This is a genomic window from Kitasatospora cheerisanensis KCTC 2395 (genome assembly GCF_000696185.1).
Lineage (GTDB): Bacteria > Actinomycetota > Actinomycetes > Streptomycetales > Streptomycetaceae > Kitasatospora > Kitasatospora cheerisanensis.
Genome location: NZ_KK853997.1, coordinates 6,441,844 through 6,460,448, shown reverse-complemented (window position 1 = coordinate 6,460,448; position 18,605 = coordinate 6,441,844). Strand labels below are relative to the sequence as shown.

Genomic DNA, 18,605 nt, shown 5'->3' with positions numbered 1-18,605 from the left:
CGGTGGTCGGGGGGCGGTGCGTGCTGGGACGTTATGCGGGCCGTCCCGGGCCCGGCAACGGACACCGTGTCAGGCCTCCCCTCCCGGGCCTGACACGGTGTCCGGGTCAGGGGGCGGTGAAGACGGCGCGTCCGCCGACGTAGGTGCGCAGCACGCGGGTGTCGGCGATCTCCTCGGCCGGGGCGGCGAACGGGTCGCGGTCGAGCACCACCAGGTCGGCGAGGTGGCCGGGGTGGAGGGTGCCGGTGTCGTCGAGGCCGTTCAGGTGGGCGGTGCCCGCGGTGTAGGCGGCCAGCGCGGTGGCCAGGTCGAGGCGCTGCTCGGGCAGGAAGACCGGCGTGCCGGGGTCGGCGCCGGGTTCGCGGCGGTTGACGGCGACGTGCAGGCCCTCCAGCGGGACGGGGCTGGACACCGGCCAGTCGCTGCCGGCGGCGAGGGTGGCTCCGCTGCGCAGCAGGTCGCCGAACGGGTACTGCCAGGCGGCGCGTTCGGGCCCGAGGAAGGGGATGGTGAGTTCGTCCATCTGCGGTTCGTGGGCGGCCCACAGCGGTTGGAGGTTGGCGGTCGCGCCGAGCGCGGCGAACCGCGCCACGTCGTCGGGGTGGACGAGTTGCAGGTGGGCGAGGTGGTGCCGGTTGCCGCGCCGCCCGTTCGCGGCGATCGCCGCCTCGACGGCGTCCAGCGCCTCCCGGACGGCGCGGTCGCCGAGCGCGTGGAAGTGCACCTGGAAGTCGAGCGCGTCGAGTGCGGTGACGTGCTCGCGCAGCGCGAGCGGGTCGACGAAGCTCAGGCCGCGGTTGCCGGTGGCGCAGCCGCAGCCGTCCAGGTAGGGGCTGGTGAGGGCGGCGGTGAAGTTCTCCGCGATGCCGTCCTGCATGATCTTCACCGTGCCGGCCCGGAACCGGCCGTGGCTCAACTTCTCGCGGCGGGTCACGAGTTCGGGGATCTGCTCGGCGCCGCGCTCGCGGTCCCACCAGAGTGCGCCGACCACCCGGGCGGTCAGCGTGCCGTCCTGGGCGGCGGTCAGGTAGGCGTCGGACGGGTCGGGGTTGCCGCCGAAGTCGCCGAGCAGGGCGTCCTGCCAGGCGGTGATGCCGAGCGAGTGCAGCAACTGCTGGGCGCGCAGCAGTCCGGCCAGCCGGTCGGCGGCGGTGGCCCGCGGGGCGTGCTGGCCGACCAGGCCGCAGGCGCCCTCCTGGAGCATGCCGCTGGGGGTGCCGTCGGGCTCGCGTTCGATCCGGCCGTCGGCCGGGTCGGGGGTGTCGCGGGTGAGTCCGGCGGCTTCCAGGGCGCGGGTGTTGGCCCAGGCGCCGTGGTGGTCGCGGTTGGCCAGCAGCACCGGCCGGTCGGGGACCACCCGGTCGAGCAGCTGCCGGGTGGGCAGGCCGCCGTCGAAGCTCTCCATCGACCAGCCGCCGCCGGTGATCCACTCCCGTTCCGGGTGGGCGGCGGCGTACTCGCCGATCCGCCGCAGGTACTCGTCGACGCCGACGGTGCCGGTGAGGTCGCAGGCGGCCATCTCCATGCCGCCGTAGACCGCGTGGATGTGCGCGTCCTGGAACCCGGGGATCAGCAACTTGCCGTGCAGGTCGACGACTTCGGTGCCGGGTCCGATCAGCTCTCGGACCTCGTCGTGGCCGACGGCGGTGATCCGGTCGCCGGTGACGGCCAGCGCGGAGGCCCGGGTGCGGGCGGCGTCGCCGGTGTGGATCGGTCCTCCGGTGAAGACCAGGTCGGCGCGGGTCATGTGCGGTGCTCCTTCGGTGGGGTGCAGGTGGGGTGCAGGTGGGGCGGGGTCACGCCGGGTCCGCAGCGGGCGTACTGGACGCGCCGGATGCGCCGGACGCGCCGGACGCGCCGGACGCGCCGGACGCGAAGTACGGCGAGCGGCGGCCCCAGCGCGACCAGGCCGCGGCGAGCACCCCGGAGCCGATCATCAGGGCCGGCACCGAGAGCTCGAACCAGCCGTTGTCGGCCGCGAGTTCGAAGTGGTCGGTGGAGTCGTAGAAGGTCCAGGCGAGGTAGCCGCCGACCAGCAGCAGCACCGCCCCGCCGAGCAGCGGCGCGACCACGGCCTTCAGCGCCTCGGCGAGGTTCTCGCGCAGCAGGTGCCGGAAGCGCACCGCGGAGGCGATCGCCACCAGCGCGTAGTACAGCGCGACCACGATGCCGATGGCGTTGACGGTCGCCGAGATCAGCTCGGTGACGGTCGGGATGACCAGCGACAGCGTCGCCAGTGCCAGCGCGATGCCGGTGATCAGCCAGGTGGCGGTGGACGGGGTGCGGTGGCGCGGGTGCAGGCGCGTCCACACCCGGCCGAGGGTGCCGTCGCGGCCCATGGCGAGCGCGCCGCGCGCGGTGGGGATCACCGAGGCCTGCAGCGAGGCCGCCGCCGAGCAAGTCAGCGCCACCAACGGCAGTGCGGCCAGCGGCTGGTGGGCGAGCCGGTCGGCGAAGTAGGCCAGGCCGGTCGCCCCGTTGTCGGCCAGCTCGTCGAGCGGCAGCACCCGTTGGAAGGCGGTGCCGGCGAACAGGAACAGGCCGAGCATCAGCAGCAGCGACCGGAACCCGCCGCGGGTGGCGTCCTTCGGGTCGTGCACCTCCTCGCCGACGCTGAACACCGACTCGAAGCCCCAGTAGCAGAACACCGCCAGCACCATGCCCTGGGCGAGGGCGCTCAGGGACGGGATCTCGAACGGGTTGTACCAGGACAGGCTGAACGGCTGGTCGCCGGCGACGAGCCCGTACCCGCAGAACGCGATCAGCACCGCGTACTCGAAGATCAGCAGGTACTTCTGCAGGGCGGCCGCCAGGTCGAGCCCGCGCACCGCGACCACCGTCGCCGCCAGCAGCACCAGCATGCCGATCAGTGTGCACTGGACGCTGGAGTCCGGGTCCAGCAGCACGCCGGGGAGCGCGTGCAGGCCCGCCTTTCCGGCCAGTTGGACGAGCGCCGAGCCGGTCACCGTCGTCGTGTACGCCATGAACACGATGGTGGTGAGGATGTTGACCCAGCCGGTCAGGAAGCCCAGCCACGGGCTGAGCACCCGCCCCACCCAGCGGTAGGAGCTGCCGGCGTCCGGCTCGACCCGGTTGAGCCGGCCGTAGCCGCAGGCGATGCCCAGCACCGGCAGGAACGCCAGCAGCATGATCGCCGGCAGGTGCAGGCCGACCACTCCGGCCATCAGGCCCAGGCCGATGCCGATCGAGGTGGTGGCGGCCGTGGAGGACGCGGCGATCACCACCACCGCGCCGACGCCGACCGATCTGCGCATCGTCTCCGGGGCGGAGCCGCTGCTCGGGACGGGACCGCCGTCCTCGACCGTCGCTGCCAAGGGATCACCACCGATTCAGTTCGTGGGGGAACGCCCGTGCGGGGGCGCGAGTCGGGGAGCGCCGGCCCGGCGGAACGGGCACGGCGGTACGACGGCGGGCCGCGGAGCGTGCGGCACGCCGGGGGGTGGGGGTGCCGGCGGCGAGCGCCGGTGGCACGCCATGAAACCCGCGCCCGCCCTGCACGTCAATGCCGTTGTCGTAAGCCCCGAGGCCCCGGCCACCCGCCTCCGCCCCGGCGCGCCGCCGCCGGCCCGGCCACTGACGGGCCGTAGGGTCGGGGCGGACGGTCGGGCTCGGAGGGCGGCGGGATGCGGATCTACATCACTTCGGTTTTCGTCGAGGACCAGGAGAAGGCGCTGCGCTTCTACACCGAGGTGCTGGGGTTCGTGAAGAAGCACGACGTGCCGCTGGGCGGCGGCGCCCGGTGGCTGACGGTGGTCTCGGCGGAGCAGCCGGAGGGCACCGAACTCCTGCTGGAGCCCTCGGGCCACCCGGCCGTCCCGCCGTACAAGACCGCACTGGTGAAGGACGGCATTCCGGCGGTCTCGTTCGCGGTGGACGACGTGCAGGCGGAGTACGAGCGGCTGCGCGCCCTCGGGGTGGAGTTCACCCAGGAGCCGACCCGGATGGGGCCGGTGACCACCGCGGTGTTCGACGACACCTGCGGCAACCTGGTGCAGATCGTTCGCACCTCGTAGCGGGGTGACGCGGCATCAGGCCGCCGTCCGGGCCAGGATCCGCTCGGTGACCAGCGCGGGCGCGTCCATCGGCAGCGAGTGCCCGGCGCCGGGGACGAGCTCCACCCGGGCGGTGGCGGGCAGCACCCGGGCGATCCGGGCGGCGACCTCGGCGGAGTCGTGCAGGGCGCTGCGCGCGCCGAGCAGGAACAGGGCGGGCAGGTCGATCCGCCGCAGCTCCTCGTCGTCGAGCACCGGCGGGACGGGCAGCGCGCGGCGGAAGCCCATCGCGGCGCGGGTCAGTCTCATCAACTCGTCCTCCAGCACCGCGCTGTTGCCGACCGCCCGGGCCAGCCGGGGCCGCAGCGCCCGGGGCGCGCTCGCGGCCAGGCCGCCGGCGATCAGCCAGGCGTAGAAGCGGAACCCGAAGCCGTTGAACCCGGCCGGGTCGAGCAGCGTCAGCGCGCCGACCCGCCCCGGGTGGTGCAGGCGGTGCTGGAGGGCGACCCAGCCGCCGTACGAGCAGCCCACCAGGTGAGCGTCCGTCAGGTCGAGCTCGGTGAGCACGTCCTCCAGCCAGCGGGCCGCGTCCGCGCCGTCGGCGATCGGCGCGCGCTGCACGCTCGCGCCCGGTTCGCCGATCGGGTCGATCGCGAACACCGGGTGGCGGGCGGCCAGTTCGTCGAGCTGGTGGTGCCACATCAGGCCGTTGCCGCCGGAGCCGGGGAGCAGCACGATCGGCCGTCCGGCCGCCGGTCCGGCGCGGTGCACGCGGGTGGTGCCGTGGGCGGTGGAGACCTCGATCGCCGTGCGCGGGCCGGGCAGGAGCACGGCCAGGGCATGGTCGTAGGCGGTACGGAAGCGGGCGGCGGACCGGGCGTTCCTGAACTCGCTCATTCGCATGGTACATCTGTATCACGGCATGATACGGGTGTACCAGGGAGGCCGGATCATGAACGCGAAGGTCGAACACGAGGAGCGCCGGCGGCAGATCGCCGAGGCGCTGCTCCGGATCGCCGACACCCAAGGACTGCAGTCCGCCAGCATGCGCGCCGTCGCCGCCGAGGCCGGCGTCTCGCTGCGGCTCGTCCAGTACTACTTCGAGACCAAGGAGGGCCTGCTGCTGGACGCCCTGGCCCGCCTCGGCGCCCAACTGCAGGACCGGATGGCCCGCTGGATCGCCGCCGCCGGCAGCCCGCCCACCCCGCGTGCCCTGGTCACCGCCGTCCTGGCCTGCATCCTGCCCACCGACGCCGAGAGCCGGCGCATCGCCCGCACCTACACCGCGTACTACGCCCTGGTGCTCAACGACCCCGAGGCGCTGGCGAAGCACGGCACCGGCCAGGCCGACCTGCTGGAGTCCTTCCTCGCCGAGCAGTTGCGCGCCGCCCAGCGGGACGGCGGCCTCTCCCCCGCCCGCGACCCCCGGATCACCGCCGCCGGCCTCGCCGCGCTGGTCAACGGCCTCGGCCAGAGCGTCCTCGGCGGCCAGCGCGACGGCGAGGCGGCGCTGGCGATCCTCACCCACCACCTCGACGAACTCTTCGACGCCTGACGCCCCGTCAAGCTGCGCCCGGGCCAGACCGTGCACCGACCGACCGCGTACCGACCGACCGTGCACCGACCGGGCGCGGCGGGCTGCGGTAGGTTGCCTGGCATGACCGATCTCGGACCCGTCGCCTGGCCGCCCGCACCGATCCGCACCGAGCGCCTCGTCCTGCGGGAGCCCGAGGCGCGCGACCGTTCGGCGATCATCGGGCTGTTCACCTCGCCGGAGGTGTGCGCCTTCCTCGGCGGGGCGCGCCCGCGCGAGGAGTTCGAACGGACCGTGCCCGAGACGCCCCGGCGGCGGCCCGGCCTGTTCGTGGTCGACCTCGACGGCGCGATGATCGGCATGGTCACCCTGGACCGCCGCGCCTCGGACCGCCCCGGCCACCTCCACCCCGAGGCCCAGGAACCCGAACTGAGCTACCTGTTCACGCCGTCGGCCTGGGGCCGCGGCTACGCCACCGAGGCCTGCGCCGCCGCCCTCGGATGGGCCGCCGGCGCCCTCCCCGGCGAACCCGTCGTCCTGTGCACCCAGGTCGCCAACGACGCCGCCCTGCGCCTGGCCGGCCGACTGGGCTTCACCGAGGTCGACCGCTTCCAGGAGTTCGGCGCCGAGCAGTGGTTCGGCGTCCGGCAGCCCGCCTGAGCCCGGCCGCCGTGACGCTGCACCGCCGCCGCACCTCCCGCATCCTGCTGCTCGACGACCGCGAGCGCCTGCTGCTGCTCTGCGGCCGCGATCCGCGCCGGGCCGGCGCCCGCTGGTGGTTCACCGTCGGCGGCGGGATCGAGGACGGCGAGGACGCAGTGGCCGCCGCCGTACGGGAGTTGCGCGAGGAGACCGCGCTCGCCCTGCCCGCCGACCGGCTGGGCCCGCCGGTCTGGACCCGCCGGTGCCGGTTCGGCGTCGACGGCCGCCGCTTCGACCAGTCCGAGGAGTACCGGCTGCTGCGGCTCACCGCCTCCGAGGCGGCGGCCGTCCGGGTCGTCACCGAGGAGGCCCGCTACGGCCACCACTGGTGGAGCATCGAGGAGTTGGCCGCCACCGACCGCACCGTCCGCCCGCGCCGCCTGGCCCACCACCTCGCCGCCCTGCTCCGCACCGGCCCCGGCCCGGTCCCCCTTCACCTGGGCGACTTCGACGAGGACAGCGACCTGGCGCCCGGCTGAACCTGCCGATGCGGCGATGGACTTGACGGACCGTTCCGGCGCCGCCGATCGGCCACCGCGCAGACCACCGTCGCCGTCCCGAGCAGCGCCGCCATCGCCCGGAGCAGGCCGCTCTCCACATACGTGTCCGTGACCGCGCGCAGCGCGACGTACCCGGCGACCAGGCCCGCCGTCACGGCGAGGCTCAACGGCAGCAGTGCGGCGCGGACTTGACGGTCCGCCAGCGCGCAGGCAGCCGTGAGCAGTCCGCCCGCAAGCGCCACCCGCGGATCGGCGAAGCCGAGGCCGTACCGCACCGCCAGGGCCGGCACCAGGAACAGCACCAGCCCGCGCCGCAGCACCGTGGCGAGCGCGGCCGTGCCCGGGCCGACCGCCGCCGGGTCGGCGGGCCGCCACCGCCCGGTGACCGCCAGCACCGCGACCCACCCCGCCAGCTCGGGCCAACGGGTGCGCAGATGCGCCGAGTTGTAGAGCAGCGCGGTGTCGTAGACCACCATCACCAGCCCGCCGAGCGCCCACAGCGAGACGGCGAAGTGCAGCAGCCCGCCCGGCCCGGGCCGGTGCTCGGGCCCCGGTCGCGGCGGGCCCGAGCGAGAACGAGCGGCGCGGTGACGGCCGCCGAGACGGCGCGGATCAGCACGTCCTGGACCGTCCACGGGTTGCGCAGCGCCCACTCGACCACGCTGAACACCGCCGTGTACGACAGCGCCGTCGCCCACACCAGCGGGCCGGAGCCGCACACCGCCCGGTACAGCGCCGGGCTGAGCCGCCGCAGCACCGTCCCGTAAGCGAACAGCACGAACGGCAGCTCCAGGAACGCCTGCACCCGCAGCACGCTCGGCCCGAACACCCGTGGCTCCGGCAGCCGTTCCGCCAGCGCCCGCACCAGTGGGCTCCCCACCGGCTGGTCGAACCACCCCGGCGGCAGGTGGCGCGCCACGAACGAGGCGTCCCCGCCGTGCACCCTCACCACGTAGGCCGCGCAGACCAGTTGGTTGAGGTAGACCGCGCCCACCACCACGGCCAGCCCGACCTCGGGCCGCACCGTCCACCCGTCCCGCCGGGGCGCCGCAATCCGCTTCAGCGCACGCGGCCCGAGCCGGAGCCCGGCGGCGACCGAGAGGACCACGGCGGCGTCGATCGACAAGGCGGTGCTGTTCATCCGCCGGATCCTACGACCCGCAGGTCGCGCCGCCACCGGCCGGAAGGCCGCAGCGGCTGTCCCGAAGGCGCGGACCGGAAGGCCGTGGCGGCTGTCGCGCGGGCCGGGAGCGCCTCTATCCTGCCGGGATGATCTCCGAGTCTTCGCCGTCCGCCGTCCCGTCGGTGGTGCTGCGCGGCGGCGGCAGGGTGGCCCGGTTCGCCGGGGGCCTGGTGGTGGTGGAGGAGCGCGGGGCGCACCACCGGATACCGCTGACCGCCATCGAGGCCGTCGAGGACGACGGGACGGGCACGGTGCGCCTCCGCCTCGCTGCGGGCAGCGGGCCGGTGGGCGAGTTCGTGATCCGCCAGCGCAGGGCCGAGGCCGCCCGGGCCTTCGCGCGCGCCGTCTCGGCGAGCCTGCCGGGGGCGGACGGGTCGGGCCGGGTGGAGTCGGTCCCGGTGGTGCGATCCGGCGTGCTGCCACGGCAGTTGGCACGGGCGGCGGCCGCCTGGGCCGGCGCCGGGTCGTTCCTCCGGGCGGCCGCGGTGGCGATCGGCGTCTGGGCCGTCGTGCTGCTGCTCCTGCTGGTTCTCCGCATCGGCCGGGACGTGGGCAACGCCCTGGCCTGGCTGCCGGCCCTCCCCCTGCTGCTCGCCGTCGTCGCCGGCGCCGGCGATCCGGGTGTCCCCTACCTGTGGCTGCGCTGGGTGCTGTGGCGGCGGGGGATCTCGGTGATGGCCGCCGTCGAGCAGGTGCGGATCACGTACGGCTACCGCGGCCGCCGCACGCGCCACGCCGTGTACGCCTTCGTCGACGCCGAGGGCCGGCCGCGGACCGCGACCGACCGCCACACCGAGGTGCGGTTCGACCGCGGGACCTTCGAGATCGCCTTCGACCCCCGCCGGCCGTCCCGCGTCCTCCTCCGCGGCAGCCAGGGCGAGAACGTGTACGGCGCCTGCGTCCTGGTGCTCGTGGCGGCGGCTGCCGGGTCGGCCGCGGCCTTCCTCGCGCTGGCGGCCGCGGGCGTCGTCGGCGGCTGAGCGGCCCGCGCGGTGCACGGTGCACGGGAGGTCGGGTGGGGCCGGCCTCCCGTGCCGCTCCGGGGCGGTGGGGTCAGTTGTGCAGGAAGCCCTCCAGGGACGCCGCGAGGGCGACCGGGGTCTCGTACATCGGGTAGTGGCCGGTGCCGCCCAGCTCCTCCAGTTCGGCGTTGGGGTAGTGGGCGAGGAAGGTGCCCCGCATCACGTCGGCGGTGAGGGCGAGGTCGTGCTCACCGACGATCACCTTGACGGGCACCGGGTTTCCGCTGATCCGCCGCTCGATGTCGGCCGTCGCCCAGTCGCGCACGTAGCCGCCGAAGGCCTCGGGGTGGGACAGCCGGAGCGACTGGTCGACCATGCGGTCCAGCCAGACCCGGCCGGCCCGCTGACCGGTGACCAGGTCGAGGATCGCGAAGCGCTTCTCCCGGTCCTCGGCGGCGCCGTAGAACAGCGCCTCGCCCGCCTCGTCCAACGGGTACGCCCCGGCCGGCACCGGCGCCAGCCCGACCAGCTTCCGCACCCGCAGCGGCGCCTCGGCGAGCACCTGCTGGGCCGCCTTCCCGCCCATCGAGTGCCCGACCAACGAGAAGCGCTCCCAGCCGAGTTGGTCCGCCAGCGCGAGCGCGTCGGCGGCGATCTCGGCGAGCGTGTACGCGCCGGGGACGTCCTTGCGCTCCCCGTAGCCGCGGTAGTCCAGGAACGCGTAGCTGAACGCGTCCCCGTCCAGGTAGTCGAGGAACGGGCCCCAGCCGGCGCTGGTCCCGAACCAGTCGTGCAGCACCAGAACGTGGTGGTCGCCGCCGCCGGTCAATCGGTGAGGGATCGTCATGCCCTCGGTCGTTCCCCGCGGACCGGCATTCCGAACTGACGCGAAGTCAGAACCGCCGTGCCGTGCGACGGGCGCGCGCTCCGGGTTCACGGCGCCGGCCGGTCGGCTCGTGCCCGGCCCGGGGCGACCGTGCGGGCGAGCTGGACCCGGGACTGCAGGCCGAGCTTCCGGTAGATCCGGGTGAGGGTCGCCTCGACCGTCTTCACGCTGACGTTCAGGGTGGCGGCGATGTCGCGGTTGCTCGCCCCGCCGGCGGCCAGCTCGGCGCAGCGCTGTTCGGCTCCGGTGAGGCGGGGCGGGGTGCCGATGGCCGCGGGGGCGTGGTCGAGGCGGTGGAGGGTGCCGGTGGCGGCGTCGGTCCAGGCGTGCGCCCCGTGGGCGGTGAAGAGGTCGACGGCGCTCCGGGCTGCCGCGCGGGCGCTGGCCCGGCGGCGTCCGCGTCGTTCGGTGTGACTGAGTGCCAGCAGCGTCCGTCCGCGTTCGAGGGGGAGCAGGTGAAGGCGGTCCGCCGCGTCGGTGAGGCGGCGGGCGGCCGTGTCGTAGTCGCCGCGGGCGGCTTCGAGCAGGGCCCGGGAGCGTTCGAGTGCGGGAAGGACGGAGCTCCGGCCGAGTTCGGTGGCGGCGCGGCTGGTCTCGGCCAGCAGGTCGTCGGCCTCGCCGAGGCGGCCGACGGCGACGAGGGCTTCGGCCAGGTCCGCGTGCCAGCGCAGGACGGACGGGTCGCGGACCTGCTGCAGCCGCTCCAGGGCACGGACCTCCTCCAGCGCTTCCAGGGCTTCCTTCGGGTGGCCGGTGACCAGCAGGAGGTGGCCGACGGCGCTGAGGTTGCGGGACAGGAAGACGCGGTTGCCGCCCTGCCGGGAGGCGTCGACGCCGCGGCGCGCCTGGGCGAGAGCGGAGTCGGTGCACGTGGCGGCGCCCGCGACGAGGGCGGAGGTGTAGCAGGCGGGGCCGGGCGGCATGGCGGCCCGGTCGGTCAACTCCTGGGCGCGCCGGGCGCAGTCGACGGCCCGGGTGCACCGTCCGGCCCGGACCTCCACCTCGGCGAGGCCGCGCAGCACGTCCACGGTCCCCTCGGCGTCGCCCGTGCGCTCGGCTTCGACCAGCAGGGGCAGCAGCGCGGTGCGGGCGTCGTCCAGCCGGTCGTCGAAGAGGGCGTGCCGGGCGGCCAGGTGCTCGGGTGTGGCGTTGACTGGAATGTGCGTGCCGCGCGGCAGCGACAGGGCGCGCCCGAGCGTGGCCTCGGCCTCCGGACGGCCGAGGATGCGTTGGAGGCGGGCCTGCATGGTCAGGGCCATGGCGGTGCTGACGGTGTCTCCGGCGCTGCGGGCGAGGCCGGCGGCCCGGGCGGCCAGGGCGCACGCCCGTTGGGGGTCCCCGTCGTTGACGTTGGCCCAGATCGCCTGCCGGACGAGGATCCGGGCGGTCAGGTCCGGTTGCCCGGCTGCTTCGTGGACGGCGTCGGCGAACAGTTCGTCCGCGCTGTGCAGGTGCTGTCCGCTGGCGTCGATGAGGGCGAGCAGGGCGTCGACGCGCGGGGCCGGCCTGCTGTCGTGGCCGAGGACGAGCCGGGCGGCGGACCGGCTGCGGGGGAGGTCGCCGCAGCGCGCGGCGTCGCGCACCGCGGTCAGTGCCCGCTCGGTCAGCAGCTCGGCGTCCTCGCGCGGGGTGCGTTCGGCGGCGAGCAGGGAGAGTTCGGCGGCCAGCGGGTGTTCGCCGCGGAGCCGGGCGCGGCCGGCGGCGCGGGTGGCGGTGCTCGCCAACTGCCGGGCGGCGCCCGGGTCGGCGGGATCGGCGGCCAGGACGGCGTGCCGGTCGCGGCGGACGGCGTCGTGGCCGGCGTCGGCGAGGCGGGCGTGCAGGAGTCTGCGCGTGCTGTCGGGCAGCCGGGCCGCGAGCTCCGTGCCGATCGCGGAGGCGGCGAACCGCACTCTCCCGTCGGGTTGCCCCGGGTCGAGCAGCCCGGCCGCTTCGGCCTCGACCAGCAGCTGCTCCGCCGCCGGGCCCGCCAGCCGGCCGAGCAGTGCCAGGTCGGGGCGGTCGTCGAGGGCGGCGAGGGTCAGCAGCTCCCGCACCGGGGCGGACACCTCGTGCAGCCACTCGCCGACCAGCCGACGGGCCGGCGGCGGAAGGGCGGCCTCGTCCTCGCCGGGCCGGCTCGCGGACGGTCCCGCGTCGGCGAGTGCCAGGGCGAGTGCCGGGTTCCCGCCGCTGCGCAGGTGGATTCGCTCCACCTCGCGGGGGGTCAGGCGGTACGGCGCGAGCAGGGTCGCCAGCTGAGGGGCCGTCAGGGGCGGGACGCGCACCGTCGCCGCGTCCTCCCCGCACCAGTGGCCGCCGGCCTCGGGGCGCCGGGCGCGCTCGGCCACGACGACGGGGAGGGCCGGTGCGAGCCGCAGGGCCCAGCCGAGGACGGCGGTGCTGGCCGCGTCGAGCCACTGGGCGTTGTCCACCACCAGCGTCAGGGGCGGCGCGTCCCGCAGGACGGCGGCGGTCAGCCGCCGCAGGCGCAGGGCCGTTCCGGCGCCGTCCGGGGAGTCCGGTTCACCGGCGGCCCCGTCCAGTGCCTCGGCGAGTTCCCGTGCGGCGGGCAGCGGTTGGAGGGCCAGCGCGAGTTCGAGCAGCCCGGCGCAGGGGATCCGGGCGTCCTGCGGGCCCGGTGCCAGCCGATGGACGGGCAGGCCGAGCTGCCGTCCCAGGCGGGCGGCCGCGGTGGTCTTGCCGATTCCGGGCGGGCCGAACAGCACCACCCGGTGGGCGCCCCGCGCCCCTTCCGGGAGCGTCGACGGCCCGGCGGTGGAGGTCTCCTGAAGCGCGTTCACCCACGTCGCAGAGTCTTGCACCGGGCCATGGTGCGCCCCCGGGGTCACCCTGCGCCAGGACAAGGGATTGCCCTGATGCCCGCTGCTCCCCGGCTTCCCTAGGGTCATCGCCACAGTCGAGCTGTCACCGGCCGCCGGACGCCCCCCACCCCGCGAAGACGTCCCGCCGCCGCCCTCCCCCTCAACCCCAGCTCGGCGGAAGGAATGTGATGTCCCGCAAGAACGCTCTGGCTGCCGCTGTCGCGGCGGCCCTCACCCTGGGCACCGTGACCGTGGCGGCCACCCAGTCGACCGCGGCCGCCAGCGGCTCCTCCGCCCGGCCCGGCGCCGGGTTCCGGGCGATGACGGCCGACGCACGCGGCGAGGCGATACGCACCGCCGACCGCGAGGCGGCCGCCGTCGCCAGGTCGCTCGGTCTCGGCGCCGACGAGCGCCTGGTGGCCAAGGACGTCCTGTTCGACACCGACGGCGCCCGGCACGTGCGCTACGACCGCACCTACCGCGGCCTGCCCGTCATCGGCGGCGACCTGGTCGTGCACTACGGCAAGGACGGTCGCAGCACCGGCTCGGACCAGGCCCACCAGGGCGCGATCAGGATGGCCGGCACCGCGCCGAAGCTGACCGCGGCCGACGCCTCGGCCGCGGCCGTGAAGCACGCCAAGCACGTGAAGAACGCCAGGACCGACAGCTCCGACAGCAGCGCCCTGGTGGTGTACGCGGTCGGCAAGGTGCCGGTGCTCGCCTACCGCTCCACCGTCACCGGCGAGGGCGAGACCGGTCCCGCCTCGCGGGAGGCGGTGATCGTGGACGCGGCCAGCGGCGCGCCGCTCGACCAGTACGAGCTGCACCAGGGAATCACCGGCACCGGCAACGGCGTGACCGTCGGCCAGGTCTCCATCGAGACCACCCAGTCGGGCAGCGGCTACACCCTCACCGACGCCGCGCACGGCTCCACGGTCGTCTACGACTCGTACAACAGCCCGCAGTCGAACCCGAAGCAGAACGCCCGGACGTTCTCCAAGACCACCAACACCTGGGGCACCGGCACCACGTCGAGCCGCGAGAGCGCCGCGGTGGACGCCTCCTACGGCCTGGCGAAGACCTGGGACTTCTACCAGAGCACCTTCAACCGCTCCGGCATCCGCAACGACGGCCGCGGCGCGCCTGCGTACGTGCACGTCGACAGCAGCCTGCTGAACGCCTTCTACGACGACGACTGCTTCTGCATGTTCTTCGGCGACGGCTCCTCGCAGAACAGCAACACGCCGGTCACCGCGCTCGACGTGGCCGGCCACGAGATGAGCCACGGCGTCACCGCCGCCACCGCCAACCTCAACTACTCGGGCGAGTCCGGCGGCCTCAACGAGGCGACCTCCGACATCTTCGGCACCATGGTCGAGTTCTACGCCAACAACAGCTCCGACCCCGGGGACTACTACATCGGCGAGAAGCTCAACATGCCGAACGGCTACATGCGCCGGATGGACAACCCCTCCGTCGACGGCAACTCGCTGTCCTGCTACAGCTCCGGCGCCGGCTCGGTGGACGTCCACTACTCCTCCGGCATCGCCAACCACTTCTTCTACCTGGCGGCCGAGGGCACCGGCGCCAAGACCATCGGCGGGCGCTCGCACAACGGCACCACCTGCAACAACGACACCTTCACCGGTATCGGCCGCGACAAGGCCGCGGCCGTCTGGTACCGCGCCCTGACCACCTACATGACCTCCACCACCAACTACGCGGGGGCCCGCACCGCCACCTTGCAGGCCGCCGCCGACCTGTACGGCGCCAACTCGCAGGAGCGGTACCTCGTCTCCAAGGCCTGGGCCGCCGTCAGCGTCGGCACCGCCCTGCCGGACCCGGGCACCGGCAGCCCGTCCCCGTCGCCCTCGGGCTCCACCAGCCCGTCCCCGTCCCCGTCCCCGTCGTCCTCCGGCAGCCCGAACCCGGGCAACGCGCTGACCAACGGCGCCTTCGAGCAGGGCACGGCCGGCTGGACCCAGAGCGACAACGACATCACCAACTCGACGCTGCAGCCCGCCCACGGCGGCTCCTGGTACGCCTGGATGATGGGCTACGGCACCTCCGCCGTCGAGTCCCTCTCCCAGTCGAACATCGCCGTCCCCGCCTCCGGCAGCCCGAAGCTCACCTTCTGGCTGAAGGTCAGCACCCAGGAGTCCGGCTCCACCGCCTACGACACCCTGAAGGTCAAGGTCAACGGCGCGACCCTGGCGACCTACTCCAACGCCAACGCGAGCGCCGGCTACGTGCAGAAGACCGTCGATCTGTCCGCCTACAAGGGCCAGTCGGTGAAGCTCGAGTTCGCCGGCACCGAGGACGCCTACCTGGCGACCGTCTTCCTGATCGACGACGTCAGCATCGGCTGACCGACCCGCTCACCCGAACTCCTCCCGTCGGGACCTCCGTTGTGGGATGGGCCCGGCGGGAGGACTGCCGCGTTCACGCGGGGTAGCCACGAAGGCGGCAGACCGGCGGCCGGCCCTGGTGGGGCAGAGTCCGGCCGCCGGGGCCGCCGGCCCCGCGCTCGCTCTCCGGCACCGGGGGCGGACCGCTCCGTGCCGGGATGGACCCCACAGCATCCTCGCACCTTCCACCCGTGCGAACGGCGATTACGCCGAGGCTCACGCTTCCGGGCGACCGGGCCGTGCTCCGAGCATCGTCTGGTCATGCTCATGTACCTATGATCTCCCCAGATCGGCACCGGCCCCCCGGTACGGCCGATCGCCATGCCCAGGGCCATAGTTGGAGGAGCTACCACCATGAGCAACACCACGGACGTCGAGCTGACCTGGCGCAAGTCCAGCTACAGCGGCGGGAACGGCGCGTGCGTCGAGATCGCCGCTCCGACTTCCGCGACCACGGCGGTCCGGGACTCCAAGGACCCGAGCGGACCGCAGCTCCGCTTCTCGAACCGGGCGTGGGCGGCGTTCGCGACCGCAGCCGCCGACGGCGTCTTCGGTGAGGTCTGAACTCGACCTTCCGATCGCTGAGTTCGGGCCCCTGCCGCCACTGGCGGCGGGGGCCTTCGCCTTCCGCCCCGTCCGCCCACGGCCGTTCGGGCGCGGCCGAATCCCGCCCACCCCGACCGAGCATTCCGGCCAGCTGGCTCAAATCACCTGAGGGCTGCGCGAGTTGACGACCGCGCCGAATTGACCGGGCCGTCGCCCACCCGCCGGTGACGCCCGTCGCGGGCATCTCCGCGCGTCACCGAGCTGGAGACACGCCGCTCCGGACCGCCCCGATGCGCGCCACGTCGCGCGAAAACCGTACCGCATCGACCGAACCTTCGTTCGGTGACGCTCCGTCGGGACACCGGGCCGCCACCACGGCGATCGCGTCGAACCTGAGCACACCCGGAATTGAGAGCCGACCGGTCGATGACGGGCCATCACTTCGCATTCTGCTGCGCGCCCGATGCACGCACCGCAGCCGGTCATTGATCCGGACACAGAGGAATCGAATCCAATCCGGAATACCCTCCGGCCGGCCGGCGGGCCGGCGGCGTCGGGCGGCACCCGCGCCGGACACCGGCGGTCCGCTCGCACGCGACGCCGTCACCCACCGCAGCGCCCCCCGAGGGCCACCACCACAGAGCCGCAGGAAGGCTGCCCTCACCTCAGGACGGCAATGACAGAGCGTCACCCGGGCAGTCGCGCCGGGAGTTCACGCGTCGGCCGCACGACCGCGGGAAAACCACTTCAACAACCATTGTGGGGGCCGATCGCTGGAGGTAGAGTCCCGGTTCGCCGAAGCACGGACTGGCGCCTCTGGGCATTTACCTTGGAGCGGGCATGTCAAAGAACGGCGGCGTCAACAGATCGGGTTCCGACCTGCTGGACGCGTTCGCGGAAACCGTTCTCCGGTGGCCCGGGCGAATCGCGATCGAGTCCCCCGAGCACACTCTCAGCTACCAGCAACTCGCGTTATCGGTCCGGCAGTTGGCCGCCGCACTCGGCCACCGGCCGGGGCCGGTGGCCGTACCGGCCCGGCACCGCCCGGACACGGTGGTGGCCCTGCTGGGCATCCTCACGGCGGGCGGCACCTACGTCCCGATCGACCCGGACTTCCCGGTGGAACGGCAGCGCCGGATGGCAGCCGCAGCCGGCTGCCGGGCCTCGGTCGGCCACGGGGCACGCAGCCAAGCCGCCCGACTCGGCCTGAAAAACGTCGAGTTCGAGACAGCGAGCGCCGAGGATGCGACCGGCACAGCGGCCCCCGGACCGGAGGACCCGGCCTACCTCCTGTTCACCTCCGGATCCACGGGTCGGCCCAAACCCGTACTGACCCCGCACCGGGCCGTCTCGGTCTCGGTCGCCTCCTTACGGCAGCTCTTCGAACTCGCCCCGACCGACCGGGTGTTGCAGTTCGCCTCGCTGAACTGGGACACCTGCTTCGAAGAGATCCTGCCCGCCCTCACCTCGGGCGCGCGCCTGGTGTTCGACCCGGAGGCGCACTCGGCGTCGTTCCCCCGGCTGTTGCGAATGGTCGAAGATCGCGGCATCACCGTGCTCGACCTGCCCACCGCGTTCTGGCACGAACTGGTCCTGCATCTCACCGAGGACCGGCATCCGACCGAACTCCCGGACTGTGTACGGCTCGTGGTGATCGGCGGCGAGGCGGCGAGCCCGGCCCGGCTCGCGGACTGGAGCCGGCTGAGCAGCAGTGCCCGAGTCCGGCTGCTGAACACCTACGGCTGCACCGAGACCACCCTGATCACCCACGCGGTGGACCTGCTCGGGCCGAACTCCCCTGCCCCGGGCGAGCCTTGGGATCCTGCCGCCCGGGCGCCGATCGGACGCGCACTCCCCCACGTCACGGAACTCCTCTCGGAAAACGGCGAGTTGCTGATCGGCGGGCCGGCCCTCGCCGCCGGCTACCCGGGACTCCCGGAGGCCACCGCCGAGCGGTTCGTCCTCCGCGACGGACGGCGCTGGTTCCGCACCGGGGATCGGATGGCCCGGGGCGCGGACGGGGTGCTCGACCCGCTCGGGCGGCTGGACCACGAGGTGAAGATCCGTGGCATCCGGGTCGACCCGGCCGAGGTGGAGGCCGGACTCGGCACCCACCCTGCCGTGGGCGCCACCGCCGTCACCGCCGCCACCTTGGCCGGTCGGCCCGCGCTCGTCGCGTACGTCGTCCCGCGGGCCGGCGCAGCCGATCCCGCGCTCGCCGCCGAGCTGATGCACTACCTGCGCGGGCGGCTGCCCGGCCATCTGGTGCCGAGCCGGATCACCGTGGTGCCGGACCTGGTCCGCACCGCCGGCGGCAAGGTCGACCGCGCCGCCTCGCACCGCCTCCACGGCGGCAGCACCACCGCCCCGCGCTGACCCCGCGACCGTTTCCCCCACGGCACCTGCGGCGGCTTGTATCGGACGCTCCGTCAGTCACTCGCCCCAGCTCGGCAGTCGCGCCCCACCCACCGCGTCGCAGCTCGACCTTTCCCCGCGTACAGCACCGCGCACCACGCACCGCTGGCACCGCCGGACCACGCGCACCCCGCACCGGTCGAAGGAGACCCCCCGATGAGCCTCGACATACCCGTCACCGCATCCGCCGCCACCCCCGAAGCAGCGCCGCCGTCCGACGAGGCCGCGCTGACGGCGGAGCTGAGCGCGGTGTTCGGCCGGATCCTGGAGCTCGACCACGTACCGGCCGACGGCAACTTCTTCCTGCTGGGCGGGGATTCGCTGATCGCCACCCGGGTGCTGAGCGCCGTCGCCCGTCGGCACGGCGTCGAGCTGACCTTCGACGACTTCCTCACCGACCCCACCCCGGCCGGCCTCGCCTCCCGCATCGTCGCCGCCGCGGCCGAGCACGGCGCACCGGCGGCCACCCGGTGAGCGCGGCAGCTCTCTCCGTCCACCACCCGGCGCCGGGTTCCGTCATCGTGGTCGGTGCGGGCCTCGCCGGGCTGACCGCGGCGGTCGAACTGGCCGACCGCGGCGTGCGGGTGACGGTGCTGGAGGCCCGGGACCGGGTCGGCGGCCGGGTCCGCGGGATCGAGGTCGCGCCGGGACG

The 18,605-nt window shown here is 74.4% G+C and carries 17 protein-coding genes; 10 read left to right on the top strand and 7 right to left on the bottom strand.

Annotation, left to right across the window (positions count from 1 at the left end):
• Positions 1-106 precede the first annotated feature (106 nt).
• Both KCH_RS28960 and KCH_RS28955 read right to left on the bottom strand, forming a co-directional pair.
• The gene (locus KCH_RS28960; protein ID WP_035867805.1) at positions 107-1,747 is read right to left on the bottom strand and encodes an amidohydrolase; all 1,641 of its coding nucleotides are present in this window, start codon (positions 1,745-1,747) and stop codon (positions 107-109) included.
• 49 nt (positions 1,748-1,796) lie between these two features.
• Positions 1,797-3,275, bottom strand: a complete 1,479-nt coding sequence (locus KCH_RS28955; protein ID WP_051654061.1) for an APC family permease — start codon at positions 3,273-3,275, stop codon at positions 1,797-1,799.
• A 369-nt stretch (positions 3,276-3,644) separates the two neighbouring features.
• Between KCH_RS28955 and KCH_RS28950 the strand changes: the two genes are divergently transcribed.
• Positions 3,645-4,034, top strand: a complete 390-nt coding sequence (locus tag KCH_RS28950; RefSeq protein ID WP_035867802.1) for a VOC family protein — start codon at positions 3,645-3,647, stop codon at positions 4,032-4,034.
• 15 nt (positions 4,035-4,049) lie between these two features.
• Here KCH_RS28950 and KCH_RS28945 read toward each other — a convergent pair whose 3' ends face one another.
• A complete protein-coding gene (locus KCH_RS28945; protein ID WP_244305476.1) occupies positions 4,050-4,910 on the bottom strand; it encodes an alpha/beta fold hydrolase in 861 nt (286 codons plus the stop codon).
• 55 nt (positions 4,911-4,965) lie between these two features.
• Between KCH_RS28945 and KCH_RS28940 the strand changes: the two genes are divergently transcribed.
• From KCH_RS28940 to KCH_RS28930, 3 genes are all read left to right on the top strand, one after another.
• Positions 4,966-5,568 carry a TetR/AcrR family transcriptional regulator gene (locus KCH_RS28940; protein WP_035867793.1) on the top strand — a complete coding sequence of 201 codons (603 nt, stop codon included), beginning with the start codon at positions 4,966-4,968 and terminating at the stop codon, positions 5,566-5,568.
• Between the two features lie 102 nt (positions 5,569-5,670).
• Positions 5,671-6,207 carry a GNAT family N-acetyltransferase gene (locus KCH_RS28935; protein WP_035867790.1) on the top strand — a complete coding sequence of 179 codons (537 nt, stop codon included), beginning with the start codon at positions 5,671-5,673 and terminating at the stop codon, positions 6,205-6,207.
• A gap of 11 nt (positions 6,208-6,218) precedes the next feature.
• Positions 6,219-6,728: an NUDIX hydrolase gene (locus KCH_RS28930; protein WP_341865427.1), complete on the top strand. Its 510-nt coding sequence runs from the start codon at positions 6,219-6,221 to the stop codon at positions 6,726-6,728.
• Here KCH_RS28930 and KCH_RS41760 read toward each other — a convergent pair.
• Positions 6,683-7,225: a hypothetical protein gene (locus KCH_RS41760; RefSeq protein WP_035867788.1), complete on the bottom strand. Its 543-nt coding sequence runs from the start codon at positions 7,223-7,225 to the stop codon at positions 6,683-6,685. The two genes, KCH_RS28930 and KCH_RS41760, sit on opposite strands and share 46 nt — an antisense overlap.
• The gene (locus KCH_RS41755) at positions 7,225-7,890 is read right to left on the bottom strand and encodes a hypothetical protein (protein WP_035867785.1); all 666 of its coding nucleotides are present in this window, start codon (positions 7,888-7,890) and stop codon (positions 7,225-7,227) included. The genes KCH_RS41760 and KCH_RS41755 overlap by 1 nt, the downstream gene beginning before the upstream one ends.
• A gap of 128 nt (positions 7,891-8,018) precedes the next feature.
• On the opposite strand from KCH_RS41755, the gene KCH_RS28915 reads away from it, so the two are divergent.
• Entirely contained in the window at positions 8,019-8,912 is an 894-nt protein-coding gene (locus KCH_RS28915) for a hypothetical protein (protein ID WP_035867783.1), read from the top strand.
• Between the two features lie 73 nt (positions 8,913-8,985).
• On the opposite strand, the gene KCH_RS28910 is transcribed toward KCH_RS28915, so the two are convergent.
• Positions 8,986-9,741, bottom strand: a complete 756-nt coding sequence (locus KCH_RS28910; RefSeq protein ID WP_035867782.1) for an alpha/beta fold hydrolase — start codon at positions 9,739-9,741, stop codon at positions 8,986-8,988.
• Between the two features lie 86 nt (positions 9,742-9,827).
• Entirely contained in the window at positions 9,828-12,563 is a 2,736-nt protein-coding gene (locus KCH_RS28905) for a helix-turn-helix transcriptional regulator (RefSeq protein ID WP_244305475.1), read from the bottom strand.
• Positions 12,564-12,772: 209 nt separating this feature from the next.
• On the opposite strand from KCH_RS28905, the gene KCH_RS28900 reads away from it, so the two are divergent.
• From KCH_RS28900 to KCH_RS41750, 5 genes are all read left to right on the top strand, one after another.
• The gene (locus tag KCH_RS28900) at positions 12,773-14,953 is read left to right on the top strand and encodes a M4 family metallopeptidase (protein ID WP_035867780.1); all 2,181 of its coding nucleotides are present in this window, start codon (positions 12,773-12,775) and stop codon (positions 14,951-14,953) included.
• A 393-nt stretch (positions 14,954-15,346) separates the two neighbouring features.
• The gene (locus tag KCH_RS28895) at positions 15,347-15,556 is read left to right on the top strand and encodes a DUF397 domain-containing protein (RefSeq protein WP_035867777.1); all 210 of its coding nucleotides are present in this window, start codon (positions 15,347-15,349) and stop codon (positions 15,554-15,556) included.
• 822 nt (positions 15,557-16,378) lie between these two features.
• A complete protein-coding gene (locus tag KCH_RS28890) occupies positions 16,379-17,914 on the top strand; it encodes an amino acid adenylation domain-containing protein (protein ID WP_051653560.1) in 1,536 nt (511 codons plus the stop codon).
• 195 nt (positions 17,915-18,109) lie between these two features.
• The gene (locus tag KCH_RS28885) at positions 18,110-18,427 is read left to right on the top strand and encodes a phosphopantetheine-binding protein (RefSeq protein ID WP_084223982.1); all 318 of its coding nucleotides are present in this window, start codon (positions 18,110-18,112) and stop codon (positions 18,425-18,427) included.
• Positions 18,424-18,605: FAD-dependent oxidoreductase (locus tag KCH_RS41750; protein ID WP_157032448.1), on the top strand; the 182-nt coding region annotated here is incomplete at its 3' end. The genes KCH_RS28885 and KCH_RS41750, both read left to right, overlap by 4 nt.

Excerpts from the sequence above, each read along its gene's own strand:
- KCH_RS28960 (WP_035867805.1), bottom strand. The coding sequence starts at position 1,747 with ATGACCCGCGCCGACCTGGTCTTCACCGGAGGACCGATCCACACCGGC.
- KCH_RS28955 (WP_051654061.1), bottom strand. The coding sequence starts at position 3,275 with ATGCGCAGATCGGTCGGCGTCGGCGCGGTGGTGGTGATCGCCGCGTCC.
- KCH_RS28950 (WP_035867802.1), top strand. The coding sequence starts at position 3,645 with ATGCGGATCTACATCACTTCGGTTTTCGTCGAGGACCAGGAGAAGGCG.
- KCH_RS28945 (WP_244305476.1), bottom strand. The coding sequence starts at position 4,910 with ATGAGCGAGTTCAGGAACGCCCGGTCCGCCGCCCGCTTCCGTACCGCC.
- KCH_RS28940 (WP_035867793.1), top strand. The coding sequence starts at position 4,966 with ATGAACGCGAAGGTCGAACACGAGGAGCGCCGGCGGCAGATCGCCGAG.
- KCH_RS28935 (WP_035867790.1), top strand. The coding sequence starts at position 5,671 with ATGACCGATCTCGGACCCGTCGCCTGGCCGCCCGCACCGATCCGCACC.
- KCH_RS41760 (WP_035867788.1), bottom strand. The coding sequence starts at position 7,225 with ATGGTGGTCTACGACACCGCGCTGCTCTACAACTCGGCGCATCTGCGC.
- KCH_RS41755 (WP_035867785.1), bottom strand. The coding sequence starts at position 7,890 with ATGAACAGCACCGCCTTGTCGATCGACGCCGCCGTGGTCCTCTCGGTC.
- KCH_RS28915 (WP_035867783.1), top strand. The coding sequence starts at position 8,019 with ATGATCTCCGAGTCTTCGCCGTCCGCCGTCCCGTCGGTGGTGCTGCGC.
- KCH_RS28910 (WP_035867782.1), bottom strand. The coding sequence starts at position 9,741 with ATGACGATCCCTCACCGATTGACCGGCGGCGGCGACCACCACGTTCTG.
- KCH_RS28900 (WP_035867780.1), top strand. The coding sequence starts at position 12,773 with ATGTCCCGCAAGAACGCTCTGGCTGCCGCTGTCGCGGCGGCCCTCACC.
- KCH_RS28895 (WP_035867777.1), top strand. The coding sequence starts at position 15,347 with ATGAGCAACACCACGGACGTCGAGCTGACCTGGCGCAAGTCCAGCTAC.
- KCH_RS28890 (WP_051653560.1), top strand. The coding sequence starts at position 16,379 with ATGTCAAAGAACGGCGGCGTCAACAGATCGGGTTCCGACCTGCTGGAC.
- KCH_RS28885 (WP_084223982.1), top strand. The coding sequence starts at position 18,110 with ATGAGCCTCGACATACCCGTCACCGCATCCGCCGCCACCCCCGAAGCA.